Raw genomic sequence first — 20,995 nt, 5'->3', positions numbered from 1 at the left:
GCTAAACAAACAGAGAAAGGCTGAATCAGGATTAAGCTCCTAGCTTTGCAGCTCAAAACTATCAATGAGTATGTGGGTACTTTTGGCTTTGCTGTCGGCTCTGTTACTTGGAATTTACGATGTTTTCAAAAAACTGTCAGTAAACGGGAATGCCGTTTTTCCAGTCCTTTTGATTTCTGCCATCACCGGTGCAATTTTGTTCATTCCACCAACTCTGGGTTCGTGGCTGTTCCCCACTTTTTTTCAATCCATCCACTTGTATGTGCCGCCCATCACCCTCCGGGAACATGGCCTTATTTTTCTAAAAACCATGCTGGTGGTTTCGAGTTGGATTCTGGCTTTCAGTGCCTTAAAACGCTTACCGATTACCATTGTAACACCCATCAGGGCGACCGGGCCCATTTGGACATTAATCGGGGCCATCCTTATTTTTAATGAACGTCTTAATTGGCTTCAATGGGGTGGTGTCATTACTACCTTAGGTTTCTTCTATTTACTTTCAACTGCCGGGAGGCTAGAAGGCATCCATTTCCGTAAGAATATCTGGATTCTCTTTATCGTTGGTGCGACGCTTCTTGGTGCTTCAAGCGGCTTATACGACAAATTTATTATTCGAAAAATTGATCGGCTGGCAGTGCAAGCCTGGTTTACATTTTACCAGGTAGTGGTGATGCTACCGGTTTTAGCCGCTGTTCGATGGTCACGGCCAAAAAATAAGCGTATTCCCTTCGAGTGGCGATGGAGCATTCCATCCATTGGGGTTTTCCTTTTGTTGGCCGACTTCGCCTATTTCTATGCCCTGAGCTATGAAGATTCCATGATTTCCATTATCTCGGCCTTGCGCCGTGGCGGAGTCTTAATCGCCTTTATTACCGGAGCTTTTCTGTTTCGCGAACACAATATTCGTCAAAAGGGCCTCTACTTGCTTGGAATTCTAGCCGGAATTTTGTTGATTAGCCTGGGAAGTTGATTCTTCAGAAGAGAAAACTTTCCTGAGTTATTCCCAAATATTATTGACTATGAATCGGATTCAACTTTATCAAGGGGACATTACCGAGATGCACGTTGATGCCATTGTAAATGCAGCTAACAAAAGTCTCCTCGGCGGCGGTGGTGTAGATGGAGCTATTCACCGGGTAGCCGGCCCCAAGTTATTGGAAGAATGCAAGAAGCTGAACGGCTGCGAAACCGGGCAGGCCAAAATCACATTGGCTTACCGCCTGCCTTCCCGCTTCGTTATTCACACTGTTGGACCTGTTTGGCATGGTGGCAAAATAGGTGAACACGAACAGCTGGCTTCGGCTTACCAAAGAAGCCTGGACCTGGCCAAAGAACATCGGCTAAAGACCGTGGCTTTTCCCAATATCAGCACGGGAATTTATGCGTTCCCAAAGCAACTGGCCGCTGAAATAGCTATCAACACCGTTCGTAATTTCTTAAAAAATGATAATTGGCTTGAAGAAATCACTTTTTGCGTTTACGATGACGAGAACTTTACGATTTATGAAAAACTACTGGATCAACAAGACTGAACACACGCCACAAAACAAATTCGTTCCGTGCACGTTTTGAATGGTAGAAATGAAACTTGGTTTCTCAAAATGAGAAAAATCGATGATCATGTCATTTTACATACGAACATATTTATTCTCACTTATAGCATTTTATAAACTTTAGCTCATCCGCGGCACAACAATTGCCTAATCATGCAAAAATTCAGAAACAGGTTTTCGATGATGAAAACAGTCCAAATAGTTGTATTCATAGTTTTTGTTTGCTTTGTTGGCGTATCGAAAGCCAATGCACAGCGCGACTACCGGACCGGTATCGGATTTAGGGCGGGCCCAATGGCCGGACTATCTGTTAAACATTTTATTTCCCAAACGGAAGCTGTGGAAATTAGCATGTCCTCCCGTTGGAATGGGTCAATTTTTCATGGCTTGTACGAAGTGCATGACAATATCATGAAAGAAAGCAGGCTCAACTGGTATTATGGAGGGGGGATCCATGTTGGATACTGGAAATTGGAAAGCAACCTTCATCCCTGGTTTGCCGAAGACGGAAGCTACACGTCCATTGGAATTGACGGAATTGCCGGCATGGAATATTGCTTGGTTGATGCTCCAATCAGTTTTTCGTTTGACTGGAAACCCATGTTCAACGTGATTAACAAAACCCGTTTTCGAATGGATGATGTGGGACTGACCATTCGGGTATTTTTTGGTAATGCCTAAGAATCGATGAAGCGATTCTTTAAGAACGAATAAAAAGACTCAAAACGAGCAAATAAATGAAACGAGTAAAAATTGAATTTCAGGTGACCCTGTTGACAGTACTGATTGTTTTGGCCGTCATTTTCTCTGGCTTCCTGGTTTACCAAAGCTTATCGCAAATTGTTGATTCAATTCACAAGGAAGCGCGCCCCGATTTCAAACTTCTACTTATTAAGGACATTGAGTCTGACTTAACCGAAATTGAGAACACAGTTCGTTTATACACCTTAACCCGCGACGAAAAATACTTTCATCCCTACAGGGAGACTAATGCATCGATTCAGGACAGGTTAACCGCCCTTGAAGATTATTCGCAAACGAGCGAGGAAGAAAAAATTCAAATTGATTCGATTCGGTCATTAACCAACGAAAAACTATTGGTTTGGGAAAAGATTCTGACCCTTCACACGAGCAAAAAAGAGGCCCACGAATCATTTTCAGAATTGTATAGCCGAATCGACAGCTCCAGAGCTGAACCAGACACCGCAGCGGTGGTGGTAACCCAAGAAGCAGAACCTGATGAAAAGGTTGGTCTTTTGAAGCGGATTTTTGGTGGTAAAAAGAAAGCAAAAGACACCATCATGGCCGAAGCGATTGAACCGGCTGACACCAATAAAATTGAAAAGGAAACCATCAAGCAAGAAATTGCTGAATTTGAACAGCAAATCAAAGCGACAACTGAAATACTCTCAGTCAGAGAAAAAGCTTTACTGGAAAAAAATATTGCGCTCACCGAATTGCTGAAAGCGCAGATCAACGAGCTTGAGAATAAAGAACAAAGACAACTGCTTGTCAAAACCCAGGAAGCCGACCGGCTAGCTGCAATCACTTACAAACGTTTGGCCCTTTTCACAGTTGGGGCTGTGATTTTATTGTTGCTGGTTCTAATTATTTTTTATCGGTACCTCAATAAGTCGCGCGCTTACCAAACCATTCTTCGAAAAGCCAAAACCGATGCCGAAAAACTGGCTCGGGCCAAAGAGCTCTTTGTGGCTACGGTAAGCCACGAAATGCGCACGCCAATTAACGCAATTTATGGTTTAACCGAACAGTTGATGATGAAATCCAATGACCTCAAACAAAAGAAAGACCTGGAAATCATTTACAGCTCAACGGGACACCTTATTTCCCTGGTTAACGACACGCTGGATTTTTCGAAAATTGAAAGCCAAAAACTCCAACTCAATAAGGTTGATTTCGCTCTTGATCAACTATTGGAGGAGGTTATCACACTGAATAAAGGGAGTGCAAAAGCCAAACAACTCGAGCTGAAACTCGACGCCAAAAACTTGCCGCCATTGGTCTTGCTGGGCGATGCTTTCCGCTTAAAGCAAATTCTAATTAATCTGCTCAACAACGCCATTAAATTTACCGACAGCGGAAGTGTTACCCTGCAGGCCTCTCAAAAACGTCAGGCAAAAACGGATCCAGTGTGGATCAATTTTCAGATCATCGATACCGGGATTGGAATTTCAAGAGAAAACCACAAAATGATTTTCGATGATTTTGTGCAGCTGGAAACCGACATGACCAAAAAACAAGGCGGAGCTGGCCTGGGACTTTCAATTGTTAAAAAACTGGTGGATATACAGGGAGGAACAATTGGCATTGATAGTGAACTTAACCACGGAACCAAGATCTCCATAGAAATTCCCTATCAAAAAGGAAACCCGGAAAACATCAAGCAGCCCGAAACTTCCGAAACAATTATTCCTGAAAACTTTGAAAACCTTTCGGCCCTGATTGTCGATGACGAAAATTTCAACCGCTACCTGCTCAAGGGGATTCTGGCGAAATGGAAAATCCGAGTAACCGAACGCACCAACGGACAGGAAGCTGTTGATTTGTGCAAGACAGCCCATTTTGACATCATTTTTATGGATATCAGAATGCCTGTTTTAAATGGGATGGAAGCCAGCCGACAGATTATTGCGCTGGACAAACAAACCAGAATCATTGCACTTACAGCCGGTAGCCGTCTCGATGATATTGAAAAATGCGAGCAAGCTGGTATGCATAACTTCCTGTCGAAGCCTTTTGCAGAGAAAGATCTGCTGAATGTTTTGACACGAACACTCAATATGGAATCAGTACGTCCGGAACAACCTGAAGAAGATGCACCTAAAGTGTCCATTGACTTGAGTGACCTGGAGCGCATGGCCAATGGCAACACCTCATTTGTAAATGAAATGGTGGAGATTTTCATTCAATCCAGCGAAAACGGAGTGAAGGAAATTCAGAAAAACCTGCTCGAAAAAAATTGGAAGCTAGTGCATGAATACGCTCATAAGATGGCTGCTCCTGCAAAACACATTAAAGCGCTGACCCTGTATAGTAAAATAAAGGCAATGGAATACGAGGCCCACTCCACTCAAAATGAACAAAGAATTGCCCGGTTATTTCAGGAAGTAGAACAGGAAGTACGCAAGACAAACAATTACTTGAAAACCATTCTAAATGGCCTCAACTAAGCACACATTAGACAATTGAAATCATCATTTTAAGAATCACATTCTCAGAATGATAAAATTGACGCACTACAGCAAACTTGTAACATATTAGAAACCAGACTAAATTAAAAACACAGACAGTTCAATTAACCTTTGGCACTTCTCTTGCAATGACTGGGTAACGATTGCTTAATAGCAAAAAACAACCAGCATAATGAAAGAAGTTAGTCAAAGAGAACGCCGCACATTTCTAGATTTATTTTTTCCCTCAACGGAGAAGTATTCGGTGGTGGTAGTGGACGACGACGACTATTTCAACAGACTCATGGTTGAAGTACTGAACGATTTTTCTTCAAACTTGAAGATTCTGTACCACGCAAAGATCAAGCTATACTCGTTCAAAACAGCTGAAAGTTTCATCCAAAGTTTTCAGAATAATCAATTTCGAAATACCCGGGCGGTTTACTTTATTGACTATTTTTTGGGCAACAACAAAAATGCAGCCGACATCTTAAGAAAAATAGAAAGTGACAAACGAAACCGAGTGGTTATTATTTCTGAAAAAAAGAATTACCAAACGGCTCAGGAAACAATTGAACTGGGCGCCACACAATTTATAAGAAAAGATCAGTTTACAAATTTCATGTGTACCACCTTGCTCGAAGAATTCGTGCGGGAAGACGCGTCAAATTATTGAAAATTAACATTTCGTCAGCTCTATATATTCTGTTTTAATTAAATCCCCTTGGGCACCTTCCCGGCCCGGGGGATTTTTCCAACCTCACTTTTCAAGCAAAATTGCCGCCAAAACCCTCAATTTTCACAAATTATTTCCATACTATTGTATTTGGAAAAGAAACGATTAATCCGTTTGAACTTGCAGTTAGCGTATGGACAATAATAAACCCTTTAAAATATTTGTCGTTGAAGACGATGACTGGTACAGCAGACTGCTCATCCACAATTTATCCTTAATCCCTGACTACGAGATCGAATCATACGCCAGTGGAAAAGATTGCATTAAAAATCTGAATAAGGAACCTGATGTAGTGACGCTGGACTACCGCCTTCCCGACATGAAAGGGCTGGACGTTCTGAAAGAAATCAAAGCGATCAATGAAGACATCCAGGTCATCCTGATCTCGGAACAGGACGATATTGAAGTGGTTGTTGAACTGCTTAAACACGGTGCATACGACTACATCGTCAAGTCATCCGACATTAAAGAGCGCCTGCTCAACACGGTGAATAACATCCGGAAGGGTAGTCGGTTGAAAAAGGAAATCGTTTCTCTCCGCCAAGAAGTTAAGAAAAAGTACAGCTATCAAAACACCATCATTGGCAACAGTCCGGCTGCCGAACGAATTTTCTCACTCATCGAAAAAGCTACCCGCACAAACATCTCGGTGACCATAACGGGCGAAACGGGAACCGGTAAGGAACTGGTTGCCAAAGCCATTCACTACAACTCAAACCGGGCTAAAAAACCATTCGTCCCGGTAAACGTGGCTGCCATTCCAAAGGATTTAATTGAAAGCGAACTATTTGGCCACGAAAAAGGCTCCTTCACCGGTGCCAGTTCGCGGCGCATTGGAAAATTTGAAGAAGCCAATGGCGGAACCCTGTTTTTGGATGAAATGGCGGAAATGGACATTTCACTTCAGGCCAAGCTTCTGCGAGCTTTGCAGGAAAAGGAAATTATACGGGTAGGAAGCAATGAGCCCGTAAAAACCGACTGCCGGATCATTATTGCCACGAATAAAAACCTGATTGAAGAAGTGAATGAGGGAAACTTCAGACAAGATTTATACTACCGGCTCTTTGGACTTCCCATTGAGCTACCGCCACTACGCGAACGCGGAAATGATGTCATCATTTTGGCCAAACATTTTATTCAAACATTTTGTAATGAAAACCAGCTTACAGAACGCACACTCAGTGCTACAGCCAGCAAAAAATTACTCTCCTATTCGTTTCCCGGGAATATTCGTGAACTCAAATCGATTATCGAACTGGCAGTCACATTATCCGACACTAGTGAAATTACCGAAGAAAGTCTGGTCTTTGGAAGCCAGAACATGATGGACAACATGCTGTCTGAAGAACGGAGCATGCGCGAATACAACATCGAAATTGTCAATCGCTTTCTGGAAAAATATGACAATAACATTAAACTAGTGGCCGAAAAACTGGATATTGGCGTAGCGACCATCTACCGGATGCTGAAAGAAGAAAAGAACCTGAACTAGCTTTTCATCCCAATTATCAAATTGCGAAATGCCGGCTCAATTTGATAGAATTTTTATGCATATCTCAAAGCACATAGAGCATTAAGCATTTAAACATCAACCAATTGTCCAGAATTCCTATTCTTGGCATATCCCTTGACTATGCCCATCCGAAGAAACTAAATGAATGGAGGAATAAATCATGGATAATACAAGAAAAAAACAATTTGGAATTATTATTACAGCCTTAGTTATCGTTGTATTCGCGGTAATCGGAACAATCTATGTTTACACGCAAAAGCAATCAGAGGTTGAATCTTTGGCGACAGAGAATTCAAGCCTCAATGAACTGATTGAGGATCGGGACTCAATTGTGAATGAGTTGGTAACTGCTTTCAATGACATCGAAAACAATTTAAAATTCATTAAAGAAAAAAGGAAGCAACTATCCATCGAGCAAAATCAGGAAGGTGGGGTTGACCAAAAAGAAGCCATTATTGCCGACATTAACCTGATGAATCAAATGTTGGAAGAAAGCAGCAAACACATTGAAGATCTGGAGAAAAAATTGAAAAGCTCTGGAATTCAGCTGAACAGCTTCAAGCAAAAAATCGCTTCGCTTACTGAAACCGTTAATGACCAAAGTGCAGAGATGGATGAGCTGCGACGAGTTATCGAAGAGAAAGATATGATGGTTGCTGACCTGAATGAAAAAGTGGAAACGATGGAATTTGAAATTGCCAAACAGACCGACACCATCGCAAGCAAGCTGAATGTCATTGACCGGAAAACAACGGAATTGAACACCGCGCACATTGCTTACGGAACCTACAAGGAATTAAAGGAAAAAGGTTTGTTAACCAAAGAAGGCGGTTTCCTTTGGATTGGACAAAACAAGACTATTCAGGAAAACTTCGATGACGAATACTTTACAGAGTTGGATATCCGGGAAACTAAGACCATTCCGTTACACTCAAAAAGAGCAACGGTCATATCAGAACACCCAGCTAACTCTTACACTATGATAGAAGAAGATGGACAAATTGCGTACCTTCAGATCGAAGATCCACAAGAATTTTGGAAGATTTCAAAATACGCTATCATCGAGGTGAAATAAAAGCCTGATGACAACAAACGAACGGTTGATTCCATCACACGAACCCGTTCATGGAAACAAGAACACACTCAATCTTCACGTATATTTTAAAACACTCAAAATGCCATCTGAACAGAGGTTCGGATGGCAATTTTGTTTTGCGGCTCTACAACGCCACCACTATTCGTCAAACACGAAAACCTTGCCATTGTGTAAAATCTGCAATTCTGAAAAAAGGGCTCCTAAACGATATCAGACAGCCAATTTTTTGTTATCATTACACTTGCCAAACTTATAAAGCATGAATAATGAAAAAAAATCTAGCCAAACCCCTTTTTGTTGTTATCGTTTTCGCTTTATTTTCTCCAAATCTATTGTTGGCCAAAAGCAAAGGAAGTAACCAGTGGTACCTGACTCCGCGTATTGGGGTAGCAACCATGCTCAACGAAGTTGGCCCAGGTTTTTCTGCTGTAGAAAGTGATTTTCAACATGGCATCGGTTTTAGCGGCGATCTCTCCGTTTCCAGAACATTTGGAAGCCATTTTGAACTGGGGCTAGGTATCGGCTTCTATAACCTAAGCAGCTCTGATGATTCTGTGATGATACCGGATCTTGCTGCATTCAGGTCCGAATTCGATCATCCAGCATTTGGAATTGATTACTACCCTACTGTACCAATTCAATACAAAACTACAGCAATCGCACCAAACCTGTTTTTGAGATATTACATCAAAAAATTTGCTTCAAAGGCACGCGACCATCAATTATTTCAACCTTATATTGAACTGAGCGCAGGGCTTGACTTTTACTCACCGGAGCTTGTTTATACAGACACCTCCTATATGAATAATCCAAAGCCGGAAGAATTACCTTCGGTGTGGATTCCGAACCAAAATAATACCGAAAGCTACTAGCCTCCATACCAGTCAACGGAACAAGCCATGCAATTCGCGTTAGGAGTCGGCTCAAAATTCGCTCTTGCAAGTGGCCTAACTTTTAACCTCGCTGCTGAAATATCGGGGGTAAGTACCGAATTTTTGGATGGTACACCCAATCCGATATCTGACGAGATTTCTTCGGGACTCGTTGCCCGGGTGCTATTCGGCATCGCCATTCCCATCCATTCGGGGAGAGGAAGTAGCAAGGGCAATGAATATTTTCCCTGGGCTCCTTAGGAGAAGAATTTTCATCTGCAAAACGTTAAAAAGCGAAAAGCTTGGTTTGATCTACCAGGCTTTTTTTGTTTGCACTTCCCCAAACGACCGATCCATAACAACGGATAACACTTCTTTAAACTCCATTTGATTAAAATACGTCCTCATATGTAATGAAAAGCATCTACCAACGTCTTAATTTTGAAAGCAGAAAAGAATGAACTAAAACATGTTAGCCAAAGAATTTAAGACATTGGTTCTGCCATTAAGCAATAAGCTCCATCGGTATGCCCTGCGGTTTACCCAAAATGATGAAGAAGCCAGGGATGTCGTTCAGGACGTTTTCCTGAAGCTTTGGCAAAAACGGGGAACACTGGATGGGGTTGACAACATGGAGGCCTTCGCCATGCGAATGACCCGCAACAAATGCTACGACAAGCAACGGGCAAACCGGACCTATTCATTGGAAGAACAACAATCTGGCTGGCAAAATGATAAGCGAAGTGATCTGAATGAGGAACTGGATCGATCTGAAGCGGCGCTATTGATAAAAAAGCTGATCACCCAATTACCCGATTTACAACGAAAAGTTATCCAAATGCGGGATATTGACCAACTAAACTATGATGAAATAGCAGAACAGACCCAGCTGAATATCAATGCCATTCGTGTCAACCTCTCGCGGGCACGAAAAAAAGTGAGAGATGAACTATTTAAATACCAAGAATATGGAACCGAAAGAAGTCAAACAAATACTGCAAAAATACTTTGAGGGAACAAGCACCGAGCAGGAGGAGCAGTTGTTGACCGACTACTTTAACTCGCAGACAATTGCTCCTGAATTCCGGAAATACCAGCAATATTTCGTTGGACTACACGAACTATCCGTCGAAGGGAGGGATGAAGTGTTTGAAGAAGAGATTATGGATTATATCCTTGAAAAGGAATACCACGAAAAAACACGCTATCGCTGGTTATGGCAAACCGTAAGCGGAGTTGCCGCCGCACTGTTGATCGCCTTACTGGCAGTTAACTTATACACAGGAAGGGCTGAATGGGAGGACACTTACTCTGATCCGGATCAAGCCTACGCCGAAGCCTTATCAGCCCTGCACTATGTAGCCGGGTATTACCAGAAAGGAATGGAAGGCCTTGAGCCGATGAAATCAATCAACAAGGCTTCGAAGCCGCTAAACAAAAGTCTGAATACACTGGATAAGGGATTTCAGGAAATACAGGAAATGGAAGGTATAAATAAAAAACTAAAAAAACAGGAACAATGAAAAAGCTCGTTTTTATTTTGATCTGTCTCATTCCTCTCATAGGAATGGCGCAAAAAAGCCCCGTCGACAAGTTGTTTGAGAAATATGCCAACAAAAAAGGGTTGACTACCGTCAATATTAGTGGAGCACTTTTAAGCTTTGCCAGTAAAATTGATAATGGATCGGCCGAATCGGACCTGCTTTCAGGCTTGGATGGCGTGAGAATCTTGGCAGTCGACGACGACGAGCTGAATCGCTCGCTCGACTTTTACAAAGAACTGGAAGCCGATGGTTTTTTTAAGAATCACGACTATGAAGTTTTGATGGAAGTTACCGAAGCAAATGAAGTCGTCCGCTTTTTTGCCAGAGACGCAGGAGGCGGAAAGTTTTCGGAATTACTTTTGGTTGTTGGTGGCGATGACAATGCATTGATTAGTATCCGGGGGACTATCGACCCCGAAAATGTTGGCAAAATCACTGGCGCTCTGGACATCGATATTCTACCGACAAAAAAATAAGAGAAACGATAAAAAAGGAATATCAATCAAAAAGGGAGGCATCAATGCCTCCCTTTTTTTATTTTTTCTCAAAGTCACGCATTATACGGCGTCACTCAATTCAGCACCTGGCTTGAATTTTACGACTTTCTTCTCAGCAATTTCGATAGGAGCACCTGATTGTGGGTTTCTTCCTGTTCTTGCACTACGTGTAGCTACAGCAAAAGAACCGAATCCGATTAATGCAACACGGTCACCATTTTTTAAGGCGTCAGTTGTAGATTCTACGAAAGCGTCCAATGCTTTTTTGGCATCAGCTTTAGTCAGACCAGCTTTTTCAGCAATTGCGTCAATTAATTGAGCTTTGTTCATAAGAAAACTTGTTTAGGGTTAAAAAAATAACTGATTAAAATAATTTTATACTAATTAAACTTTTACTTGAAGGCATGAAAAAAGAATTTAAACTTTCTAAAACCTTAGTAAAATCAATGCTTTTGAAAGCTTAAATTTTACGCTTTATAAAATTCTAAAATATGATTCAATTATGCAACCTTTATTCAACTTTTTTTTTTTTGATTTCCAAAGTTTTTTTTGGTTGAATATTTTTGAGTTTTGAAAAAATCCTATACTTTTGCCGCCACATCTACGGAGAGATGGCAGAGTGGTCGAATGCGGCGGTCTTGAAAACCGTTGATCTTCACGGATCCGGGGGTTCGAATCCCTCTCTCTCCGCCGAATCAAAGAGCTGTAAGCAACTTGCTTACAGCTCTTTTCGTTAACAGCCCTGTTGTTTTGCCATCCATTGCAACACGTAATAAACCATAAACACTGAGCCATGTTTGCCGAATCAAGAATGCGGAAACTCACCTAAGCGAGGTAAAAAAAGCTGCCGGAATGCCCCTGACAGCTCAAAAAATCACAGATCCAACTTCTGCTTTTTTCTTAATCAATCCGCGTTCTTTATACTTCTGAATGAATTTTTGATCCAACTCCTGCGAGTCTTGGTATTCTTCACGAAGCTCCCAGAGCTCTTTTTTCATTCTGCTGACCACATCGGCATAGGCCGGATCGTCAAAAACGTTGTTCAATTCGTAAGGATCGTTTTTTCGGTCATACAACTCCCATTCATCGACATCATAATAGAAGTGTGCCAATTTGTACTCGGTGGTAACAATGCCGTAGTGTCGCTTGACCATGTGAAAGCCCGGATATTCGTAATAATGATAATATACTGCATCACGATCCCACTGCGCGGTTTGGCCTGTCAACAATGGCATCAGACTTTCACCCTGCATGTCATTGGGCTGCGGCAATCCGGCAGCAGCCAAAAAGGTTTGCGCAAAATCGAGGTTTTGAACCATTTCATCCGAAACCGATCCTGCCTGTATTTTTTCCGGCCAGCGGATCAACAAGGGTGTTTTAAAAGACTCGTCATAAATAAACCGCTTGTCGAACCAACCATGCTCGCCCAGGTAAAAGCCTTGATCCGACGTGTAAACCACAATGGTATTTTCACTCAATCCGTTGGCATCCAAATAATCTAGAACGCGACCTACATTCTCATCAACCGAAGCGATGCAGCCCAGGTAATCCTGCATATAGCGCTGGTATTTCCACCGCATCAGGTCTTGGTCACTCATGTTTGGGTAAGCTTCTTTAAAAGCATCGTTTATAGGCTCATAAACGGAATCGTAAGCATCTTTCTGTTCCGGATTTAGCCGCCGGTACTTTTGCAGGAACACATTCTTTCCCCAGTCTGATGCCTCCTTGATCCCCAACTCATCCGCCACTTCAGGATAAATTTTGTTATCAGCCGAAATGGTCATATGATTTAGCAAGTTCATTTCAGCTTCTTTGGCAGCCGTTCCGCGCCCCTCGTAATCATCAAACAAGGTTTCGGGCTCGGGAAAAGTCTTCTGTGTAAATTCTCGGTAATGGCGCTCGGCCGGAATCCATTCGCGATGCGGCGCCTTATGCAGGTACATCAGCAAAAACGGCTTGTCTTTCTCTCTTCTGTTTCCAAGCCAGTCCAAGGTCAAATCGGTAATCACATCTGTTACATACCCTATAATGGTTGTGTCTCCCTTGCTAGTGCTGAAATCCGGATTATAATAGTCACCCTGATCCGGAAGAATCATAAACTCATCGAAGCCTTTGGGACTATTTCCGAAATGCAGTTTCCCAAACATGGCGGTTTGATAGCCTGCCTTTTGGAACAACTGGGGAAAAGTCACGTTGGTCGTATCGAAAGGGAAAACATTGTCAATTTTACCGTGAATGTGCGCATGCTTTCCGGTGAGTATCGTTGCCCGCGACGGCGCGCAAATGGAGTTGGTTACGCAAGCGTTTGTAAACAGCATGCCTTCTTTGGCCAGCCGATCAATATTTGGTGTTTCAATCAGGTGATTGCTATAGGCACTGATGGCTTGACAGGCGTGATCATCGCTCATAATAAACACAATATTGGGTCGGCTGGAATCGGGTTCTGCCGGCTTGCATGCAGCGGCAAGTCCCAAGGCCCCCAAGCCCACGATTGCCATCGTTTTCAGCATATTTTTTTCTCGTCCCATTGTAATTTGCTTTAGTTCCTACCTTCTTATTCCACCAAGACAAACTCTTTTACATTGGAAGCATTGGAACTTCCACCAACAAAGATGCGAAACTGTCCCAACTCAGTTACCCGCTCCAGATTAAAATTATAGAAGGCAAGATCGTCAACGCTTAAATTGAAGCTAATGGTTTTCGTTTCACCTTTTTTCAGCAACACTTTTTTAAAGCCTTTCAGTTCTTTCACAGGTCGGGTAACCGAAGCGACCAAATCGGCTACATAAAGTTGAACTACTTCCTCGCCATCAAAATCTCCTGTATTGGTCAAATCAATGCGCACTTCCAGCATTTCATCCTTCGTTATTTCAGGCTTACTCAGTTTCAAATTCTTATATTCAAAAGTGGTATAACTTAAGCCATAACCAAAGGGAAACAAAGGGCTGTTGGGAACATCCAGGTAGTTAGATTTAAACTTGGCAAACTCGTCGCCATCCTGTGGGCGGCCAGTCATCCGATGGTTGTAATAAATAGGTACCTGCCCAACATTTCGCGGGAAGGTCATTGTCAGCTTCCCTGAAGGGTTATAGTCTCCGAACAGCACATCGGCAATGGCATGACCGGCTTCAACACCTGGATGCCAGGTTTGCAGCATCGCGGAGGCCAGCTCATTTTCCTCAACCAAAGCCAACGGGCGGCCGCTCATAGCGACCAACACCAGCGGCTTGCCGGTTTGCGCCAAGGCTCTGACGAGTTTCTTCTGACACTCAGGAAGCAATAAATTGGTCCGGTTGCCCGATTCGCCAGTCATTTCAGTTGCTTCGCCAATCACCACCACAATCACGTCGGCTTTAGCAGAAACCGCCAGCGCTTCTCTCAGCATCGCACTCGGCGAGCGTTCATCAATCTCGATTCGGGGTCCAAATACATTTACTTTTTCAGCAAACTCCGGGTCATCTGAAATATTAGCGCCTTTGGCGTACAAAATCGTTACGCCTGCACCGGCTACATTTTTCATTCCCGCCAAAACCGAGACCGAAAGCTGTGGATCACCGGTGGGTGCCCAGGTTCCCAGCATGTTGTTCTTGTTATCAGCCAGCGGCCCCACCAAAGCAATCGTTCCCGACTTCTTCAACGGCAGAACCTGTTGATCATTTTTCAATAACACAAATGAATGAGCAGCAGCTTCGCGTGCCAGCTTGCGATTTTCTGCCGTCAAAATATCCCTCTCCGGACGGGAACTGTCTACATAGCGAAACGGGTCATCAAACAATCCGAGCTTGTATTTGGCTTCAAGCACGCGACGGCAGGCGGTATTGATATCTTGTTCGCTCACTTTTCCTTCTTCCAGCGATTGCTCCAGAGTGGTCAGAAATCCTTCACCTACCATGTCCATATCCAAGCCGGCTTTCAGCGCCAGGGCTGAAACGGCCTGTAAATCTCCCAATCCGTGAGCAATCATTTCATTCACCGAAGTGTAATCGGAAACCACAAAACCGTCGAACCCCCACTGTTCGCGCAAAATATCAGTCAGCAACCATCTGTTTCCTGAAGCCGGGATTCCATCAACATCATTAAACGACGACATGACACAGCCCACACCGGCATCGACTGCGGCCTTGTATGGCGGTAAATAGTCGTTAAACATCCTCTGACGGCTCATGTCCACCGTGTTGTAATCGCGTCCGGCTTCAGAAGCGCCATACAAAGCCATGTGCTTCACCGTTGCCATCATGGTCGACGGACTGCTCAAATCATCTTGCTGGTAGCCGCGAACCATCGCCTGGGCCACTTTTGAACCCAGATATGCATCTTCGCCAGCTCCTTCGGCCACCCGTCCCCAGCGCGGGTCACGGGCGATGTCGACCATGGGCGAAAAATTCCAGAAAATCCCGTCGGCTGTGGCCTCTTTGGCTGCCATTTGAGCTGTTCTCTCAATCAAATCGAGGTCCCAACTGCCCGACAATCCCAGTGGAATTGGGAAGGTCGTTTTATAGCCATGAATCACATCCGAGCCGAAAAGCATAGGAATGCCGAGACGGCTTTCCTCAACAGCCAGCTTCTGTGCCTGCCGGACCTTATCGGGGCCTGAAACACCAAAGATACCACCGACTTTGCCGGCCTTTATATTCTCTTCAACACCGGTACTCACCACCGAGCCGGTTGGAATCCCCCCACCGGGAGTAATCAAATTCAGCTGACCGATTTTTTCTTCAATCGTCATCTCTCCCATTAGTTCATTAACAAACGAATCCATATCGGATTGTTCGGCCTGTTCCTGACAGGAAATCATCAGGATTACTGCCACGAACACATACATCAACTTCTTCATGATCACTTATTTTAGTCTACTTTAATAATTTTCGATTTTCCAGAAATACCATTTTCATTGAACGCCTCGATGGAAAAATAATAGCGTGTATCCCGGTCCAGGCAGCGCATAAAATGTTCATTGACTTCATAAAGCAGCCATGACTGGTACAGTTTATCAGGAGCAATTCCCCAACGAATGTTATACCCCTGAGCATCCGCTACGGCTTCCCATGAAGAGGAAACATCCCTGCGGTCTTCTTCTCGTTTTACAGTGAAGCCTTTAACCTCTGTCGGTTTTTCACCCAGGCCTGTTCCAAACACCCTGATTTCGGACAAGGCTAAGTTTTTGCCAGGAACGTCCACGTTCTCGTATCGGATAAATTTTGCTTGAACAGGCTGATTGAGGACGATATAGGCATTGGGAGAATCTTTATAACTTTCACGCCGGTCAACAACAGTTTGCCAGTTTATGCCATCGTCTGACACATCAAGAGAAAAACGATGCCGCAAACCTTCGGTGCGGGTATAAATGCCCGACTCGTGATCGTGATAATTCAATTGAAAAGCGTGAATCGTTCCCGGATTCAGCAGTTCAATTTTCACCCATTGCTGATCGTCGTTGGCCGCTGCCACCCAATATGATTTCGGACTTTCATCGGTTAGCACATCCGAAACAACTTCACCATCGCTGTTTTCTACCAGTGGCATTGCTGTCATTTCAGATTCATCATCCCCCGAAGTGCTTTTTCTGATCTGCATTAATGCCGAAGAAACGGTCGTTTTTCCCTTATACGACAGCAACATCCAACCACAATGCTCACCCGGATTTGTTGGATGGCCAGGACCAAATCGCGGATAATCGCCGTAATGCGTATTCGAGTACATTAGACCATCTTCGTCAAAGTAGATAGGGAACATGCAAAGACGACGTTCCCATTGTGAATTGGAAGCCAAAGCCATGGTTGCAAAATGCCAGTACTGTCCGTTCTTTTGCTTCATCGTCATGCCATGTCCAGCCCCATTTGTAAAACCACCCGGCTTAAAACTCATCGGATTATTTTTCATGTAGGTGAAAGGCCCCAGCGGCGAATCACCAATATAAACGCCGTCGCCATAGACATTGAATTGGGTTCCTGGCGCAGCATACTGCAAATAGTATTTCCCATTGTGTTTGGTCATTGATGCGCCTTCCATATACCCTTCTTTCAAAGTTGGATGGAAATTATTCTCGCCAAATCGCTCCCATCCATGTTCTTCCTCTACCAAATTGATCAGGTCCTTTTGAGCTCCGGTTTCCAGCATCCGGTTATCTTTGTTCAACTCCTTAACTCTTATGGGATGTACGTTTGACGATCCCCAATACAAATAAGCCTTCCCGTCATCATCGATAAATAACTCCGAATCCTGAATATTGTAAGTAATCGAAGCTGTCGGCGTCCATTTCCCGCTTTTGGGGTCGTCCGAATAAAGAATACTCCCGTAACCAGCCGGATCGCCGGCAAAGTAAATAACCGAATCTTTGTAATTGAAGGCGGTAGGCGCATTGCAGCCTTCGAAAAACCACTGAGCCGGCTTGATAAAATCCCAGTTCACCAAATCGGCGGATCGCCAATACCCAAACGAGCGGGTAACAAACAGGTAGTATTCGCCACGAAATTCAACGACCGCCGGATCAGCACCTGAACGGTATGAAATATTCCGGCTTGAATTGTAAACCATGTAGGTATAGTCAATATCCAGAGGGTTACAATAGGTAGTTGACTGAACTAGCTGCGCCAGCGCCGATTGGGTAAAAACAAAACTAGCCATCATCAAAATCAGTGTAAAAAAATGCTGTTGTTTCATCTGTTTAGCTTTTGGAATGATCATGCATTCCCGTTATTTTCTATTGCTGAATAATTAGTTTCCCTTGAAATAGCCTCTTTCCATTGCTTAATCGAAGCAAGTAAACTCCGTTCTTCAAATCAGTGCAGTCAAAGACTGCTTCTGAACCCATCCATGTCAAATTTTCGATACGAACCAACCGACCATCCAACGAGAAACATTCTAAATTAACCGGTGTATTTCTACTGAACGCTGAAAGATCAAGATACACTTTCCCAGAACCCGGATTCGGGAAAAGACTCAATTCCTGGTGCTTTTTCAGATCATTGCTGGCGGTAGCAAACTGGTACTGAAACCCAAGCTTATCTAAGCCGGCCTTTACATCGGTATCTTTCATCACCTGGTTCCACAACAATCCCGTCCGGTAGTTTTCGATCATCACCACGATAGGTCCCTGATCGATTCCGATATAAGCTTCCTGAACCCAATCCCGATCATCATTAAAAGCATCGTACGGCCCATATTTTCCAAAGAGTTCCTGGCCGCGTTCACGATAAAAATATTTTAATGCCTGCATGGATTCCGTTGGCGTGTAAGGCATGCTGGCCAAGGCCGCTGTCGGGCTAATGGTGCCATTGTCATTGGTCACCGGCTGATGGGCCGTGTAACCATCCGGACTGTCACTGGCTGTCAAGCCCCAACATTTACTGCTATAGTTGATGTGTCCCTGCGGATTTTGCACCGCGTACGCATAATGAATCCTGGCCGTATTTACGTGTTCCTGCCCATAGTCGGCATACTGGTCCTTCAACCCGTTTGGATTGATCCCGAGGTGGCTGTAATGAATCCAGAAAAGCGGGCCGCCATAGTTGGGCGACAATCTGATTTCGTAATTGTAATACGTTCGTGGATTGATCATATTTCCATTCCTGGCCCATCCTTCATCATAAACCGCTTTGGCAATGCCATGGGTGGGAGAAGCAGCGCCCATCACATAGGTCACCAGACATTCATTCCAACCGGTTACCTTCATGTTTTTCTGAAAATCAATCGTGGGCGACCAATGCCAGTAGAGCACATTTTGATCACCATTTCGATACCAATTCCAGTCAATTTCTGTCCACAGAGCATCAGCTTGCTCCCGGATTCGCAAAGATTTTTCATCCGAACCCGTGAAATAGTTTTTCAAGGCAATCAGACCTTGCGCAACAAAAGAAGTTTCCACCAGATCGCCCCCGTCATCATCGGGCGAAAATGGCTGGGTGCGATACGTATCAGCATTGTACCAATGAGACCATGCTCCGTGATGCCGGTCGCAGTTGGCTAGAAATTCAAGGATCTTCAAAATTCGGTCTTTCACCGCCTCCTTCGGACGGTACTCCCGCTCGTGTGCCACAATCATGGCCATCAGCCCCATGCCGGTTGCTCCCGAAGCAGCTGTGCGGCCAATGCCGTTCGAGCGCTCCAGCGCCATGCCTGTTGCCTGGTGCGCCCCATCCCAAAAGTAATTGAAGCTGTATTGCTGAACCATATCCAGCAATTCGTCATCGGTAAAATCGCGGATCGTTGCCGTTGCTTCGGTGGCAGCGGATTCACTTTGTTGCAAAGCAGTCACGATCCGGTAAGTTACTGTGTTGTTTTTCCCCGCCTCCGGCACAAAGTCGAGGTAGAAATTGGCCGTTGTTTCGGTGCGCAGCTCAAACGACTGCCCACCGTCAAACGAAGCATAAATACGGTAAGTCAAGCCATCAGCAGGGTGGCTCCAACTCAGGTGGGCATGACTGTCGTAACCTACAGCCGAAAGTTCCTCAACAACAGGAATTTCATCCAGCGCTTTGAAGGCGCTCAGTTCATCAATCAAAATTAAGCGCGAACTGTTATCCGATTCGGATTGATTGAAGATGACCGCCTTGGTTTGAGAAAAATCCAGCGCTTCATTTTCATCAAAAATAATCTGCAGCGGACATACAACGCGCGTCCATACCCCTGCAGGAATGGGTTCATTGTAATCTACCAACGCATAAAGCGTCGTATTCACATCGCCCGAACCACTGCTATTCACACCGCGAAAACCAACCAACGGCAAGGCTGTGTTGGGCAGTTCGGTTTCCGTGAAAACATAGAATGAAAGGGAATCGAGTCCCGAGAGATCGGCTGTAACCCATCCTGCCCGGTAAATGGATGCCCGCCAGTTACCATTTTCGGCCGAGGTGTAGTTGAATTTTAGTGAAGTAGTTCCCTTAAATGCCGTGGTCGAACAAGGAACCTTATCGTTATACTGTGGCGCGCCCGGCGGATAGGTGTGTTCGAACGTACTTTCGCCCAAGCTGTTTAAGTCAACCACCCCTTGGTCGTAATAGGAGCTGGCAGTGCCTTCAGTAAAAAACGACACTTCCTGGCTCCTTCCAAAAAATGAAAGCAAAACCAGTGAAACAGCCAATAGGCCTATTTTATATTCCGAACTTTCCATTTCAACCTTCTGCATCTAACAAGTCGACTCAATTTCTCTCACTTTCACACCCTCTCACCCTCACACCATCTTTCCATTATAATTCCTTTATCCAAATATTCCGGAACTGCACCAGGCTGGAAGCACCCTGCAATTTTCCTGTTTTGGGGTTGATTCCGCCATGATGTTGAAAACCGATGGGGCCAGTCTTGTCCAGACCAGGATACAAGGCATTATCAATCACTGTAATCCCGTTATGAACAGTGGTAATGCGATCTCCAACGATGGTGATATCAAAGGCATTCCACTGTCCGACAGGCTGGTCGGCGTTTTCCTTGGGCACTGCTGCTGCCCGCACTTCAGCCGGAAGCGACTGGTCGTTCCGCACGGACCACAGCTCGCCCGATCCCACGGACCAGCACCAGAGATTGGCTTGGCCAACACCTTTCAGCAAAATTCCTGAGTCGGAGTTTGGCCCCAGCGGTTCAACAATTTGACCGTTCTCATCGCGCAAATATTCGCCACTTGGCAAAATGGTTGGCAGCGGAAACAGGTGATCGCCATAACCTTTAAACCGCCACTCTACATGCAGTTTAAAGTCTTTGTATTCTTTTTCCGACCATAGGTTTTTGTCGCCGGAGGCTTCGGAGCGTGCATCGTAGTCGATCACGCCATCAATCACTGACCAGTGCCCGTTATCACCGTCCGGTGTTTTCCAACCGGTCAAATCTTTGCCATTAAATAACTCCGTGAACCCTTCGGCCTCGAACAGTGCCTTGCCCTGCGCAAACGAAGCAGCGGAAAAAATAAACAGGAGAAAACCTACCAATATGATTTTAATATTTTTCATCTCATTCCAATTGTTAGTTTCTAAAGTATTCGATTAAAAAGTCTCAGTTGGCAGT

At 44.3% G+C, this 20,995-nt stretch carries 18 protein-coding genes and 1 tRNA gene; 13 read left to right on the top strand and 6 right to left on the bottom strand.

Annotation, left to right across the window (positions count from 1 at the left end; genetic code table 11):
• The first annotated feature begins 70 nt into the window (after nt 1-70).
• The 12 genes from AAC033_RS09730 to AAC033_RS09675 all read left to right on the top strand — a co-directional run bounded on the left by AAC033_RS09730 (nt 71) and on the right by AAC033_RS09675 (nt 10,981).
• A complete protein-coding gene (locus tag AAC033_RS09730; RefSeq protein WP_339737510.1) occupies nt 71-970 on the top strand; it encodes a DMT family transporter in 900 nt (299 codons plus the stop codon).
• A gap of 49 nt (nt 971-1,019) precedes the next feature.
• On the top strand, nt 1,020-1,532 hold the full coding sequence (locus AAC033_RS09725; RefSeq protein ID WP_339737508.1) for an O-acetyl-ADP-ribose deacetylase: 513 nt from the start codon (nt 1,020-1,022) through the stop codon (nt 1,530-1,532).
• 201 nt (nt 1,533-1,733) lie between these two features.
• Nucleotides 1,734-2,234: a hypothetical protein gene (locus tag AAC033_RS09720; protein WP_339737506.1), complete on the top strand. Its 501-nt coding sequence runs from the start codon at nt 1,734-1,736 to the stop codon at nt 2,232-2,234.
• A 56-nt stretch (nt 2,235-2,290) separates the two neighbouring features.
• Nucleotides 2,291-4,744, top strand: coding sequence for a response regulator (locus AAC033_RS09715; protein ID WP_339737504.1), 2,454 nt, complete (start codon nt 2,291-2,293; stop codon nt 4,742-4,744).
• Between the two features lie 193 nt (nt 4,745-4,937).
• Nucleotides 4,938-5,420 (top strand): hypothetical protein, encoded by a 483-nt coding sequence (locus AAC033_RS09710; RefSeq protein ID WP_339737502.1) that lies wholly within the window; start codon nt 4,938-4,940, stop codon nt 5,418-5,420.
• A 193-nt stretch (nt 5,421-5,613) separates the two neighbouring features.
• Nucleotides 5,614-6,972: a sigma-54 dependent transcriptional regulator gene (locus AAC033_RS09705; protein WP_339737500.1), complete on the top strand. Its 1,359-nt coding sequence runs from the start codon at nt 5,614-5,616 to the stop codon at nt 6,970-6,972.
• A 181-nt stretch (nt 6,973-7,153) separates the two neighbouring features.
• The gene (locus AAC033_RS09700) at nt 7,154-8,068 is read left to right on the top strand and encodes a hypothetical protein (RefSeq protein WP_339737498.1); all 915 of its coding nucleotides are present in this window, start codon (nt 7,154-7,156) and stop codon (nt 8,066-8,068) included.
• 287 nt (nt 8,069-8,355) lie between these two features.
• Nucleotides 8,356-8,961: a hypothetical protein gene (locus AAC033_RS09695; protein WP_339737496.1), complete on the top strand. Its 606-nt coding sequence runs from the start codon at nt 8,356-8,358 to the stop codon at nt 8,959-8,961.
• 27 nt (nt 8,962-8,988) lie between these two features.
• Nucleotides 8,989-9,222, top strand: a complete 234-nt coding sequence (locus tag AAC033_RS09690) for a hypothetical protein (protein WP_339737494.1) — start codon at nt 8,989-8,991, stop codon at nt 9,220-9,222.
• 208 nt (nt 9,223-9,430) lie between these two features.
• A complete protein-coding gene (locus AAC033_RS09685) occupies nt 9,431-9,973 on the top strand; it encodes an RNA polymerase sigma factor (protein ID WP_339737492.1) in 543 nt (180 codons plus the stop codon).
• Nucleotides 9,930-10,484, top strand: coding sequence for a hypothetical protein (locus tag AAC033_RS09680; protein ID WP_339737491.1), 555 nt, complete (start codon nt 9,930-9,932; stop codon nt 10,482-10,484). Before AAC033_RS09685 ends, AAC033_RS09680 begins: the two co-directional genes overlap by 44 nt.
• Nucleotides 10,481-10,981 carry a DUF4252 domain-containing protein gene (locus tag AAC033_RS09675; RefSeq protein ID WP_339737490.1) on the top strand — a complete coding sequence of 167 codons (501 nt, stop codon included), beginning with the start codon at nt 10,481-10,483 and terminating at the stop codon, nt 10,979-10,981. The genes AAC033_RS09680 and AAC033_RS09675 overlap by 4 nt, the downstream gene beginning before the upstream one ends.
• An 81-nt stretch (nt 10,982-11,062) precedes the next feature.
• On the opposite strand, the gene AAC033_RS09670 is transcribed toward AAC033_RS09675, so the two are convergent.
• Nucleotides 11,063-11,332 (bottom strand): HU family DNA-binding protein, encoded by a 270-nt coding sequence (locus AAC033_RS09670; RefSeq protein ID WP_339737488.1) that lies wholly within the window; start codon nt 11,330-11,332, stop codon nt 11,063-11,065.
• A 275-nt stretch (nt 11,333-11,607) separates the two neighbouring features.
• Between AAC033_RS09670 and AAC033_RS09665 the strand changes: the two genes are divergently transcribed.
• A tRNA-Ser gene (locus AAC033_RS09665) sits at nt 11,608-11,692 on the top strand.
• A gap of 176 nt (nt 11,693-11,868) precedes the next feature.
• Here the strand turns inward: AAC033_RS09665 and AAC033_RS09660 are convergent.
• The 5 genes from AAC033_RS09660 to AAC033_RS09640 form a co-directional block, all read right to left on the bottom strand.
• The gene (locus AAC033_RS09660; protein ID WP_339737486.1) at nt 11,869-13,530 is read right to left on the bottom strand and encodes a sulfatase; all 1,662 of its coding nucleotides are present in this window, start codon (nt 13,528-13,530) and stop codon (nt 11,869-11,871) included.
• Nucleotides 13,531-13,556: 26 nt separating this feature from the next.
• On the bottom strand, nt 13,557-15,836 hold the full coding sequence (gene bglX / locus AAC033_RS09655; protein ID WP_339737484.1) for a beta-glucosidase BglX: 2,280 nt from the start codon (nt 15,834-15,836) through the stop codon (nt 13,557-13,559).
• 11 nt (nt 15,837-15,847) lie between these two features.
• Nucleotides 15,848-17,662, bottom strand: a complete 1,815-nt coding sequence (locus AAC033_RS09650; RefSeq protein ID WP_339737482.1) for a family 43 glycosylhydrolase — start codon at nt 17,660-17,662, stop codon at nt 15,848-15,850.
• A 40-nt stretch (nt 17,663-17,702) separates the two neighbouring features.
• The gene (locus AAC033_RS09645) at nt 17,703-20,126 is read right to left on the bottom strand and encodes a glucoamylase family protein (protein ID WP_339737480.1); all 2,424 of its coding nucleotides are present in this window, start codon (nt 20,124-20,126) and stop codon (nt 17,703-17,705) included.
• Nucleotides 20,127-20,187: 61 nt separating this feature from the next.
• The gene (locus AAC033_RS09640; RefSeq protein ID WP_339737478.1) at nt 20,188-20,940 is read right to left on the bottom strand and encodes a DUF1080 domain-containing protein; all 753 of its coding nucleotides are present in this window, start codon (nt 20,938-20,940) and stop codon (nt 20,188-20,190) included.
• Nucleotides 20,941-20,995 lie beyond the last annotated feature (55 nt).

Origin of the sequence: uncultured Sunxiuqinia sp., assembly GCF_963974515.1 — a bacterium.
In the GTDB taxonomy this organism is placed as follows: Bacteria; Bacteroidota; Bacteroidia; order Bacteroidales; family Prolixibacteraceae; genus Sunxiuqinia.
This window is presented reverse-complemented; position numbering and strand designations above follow the sequence as displayed.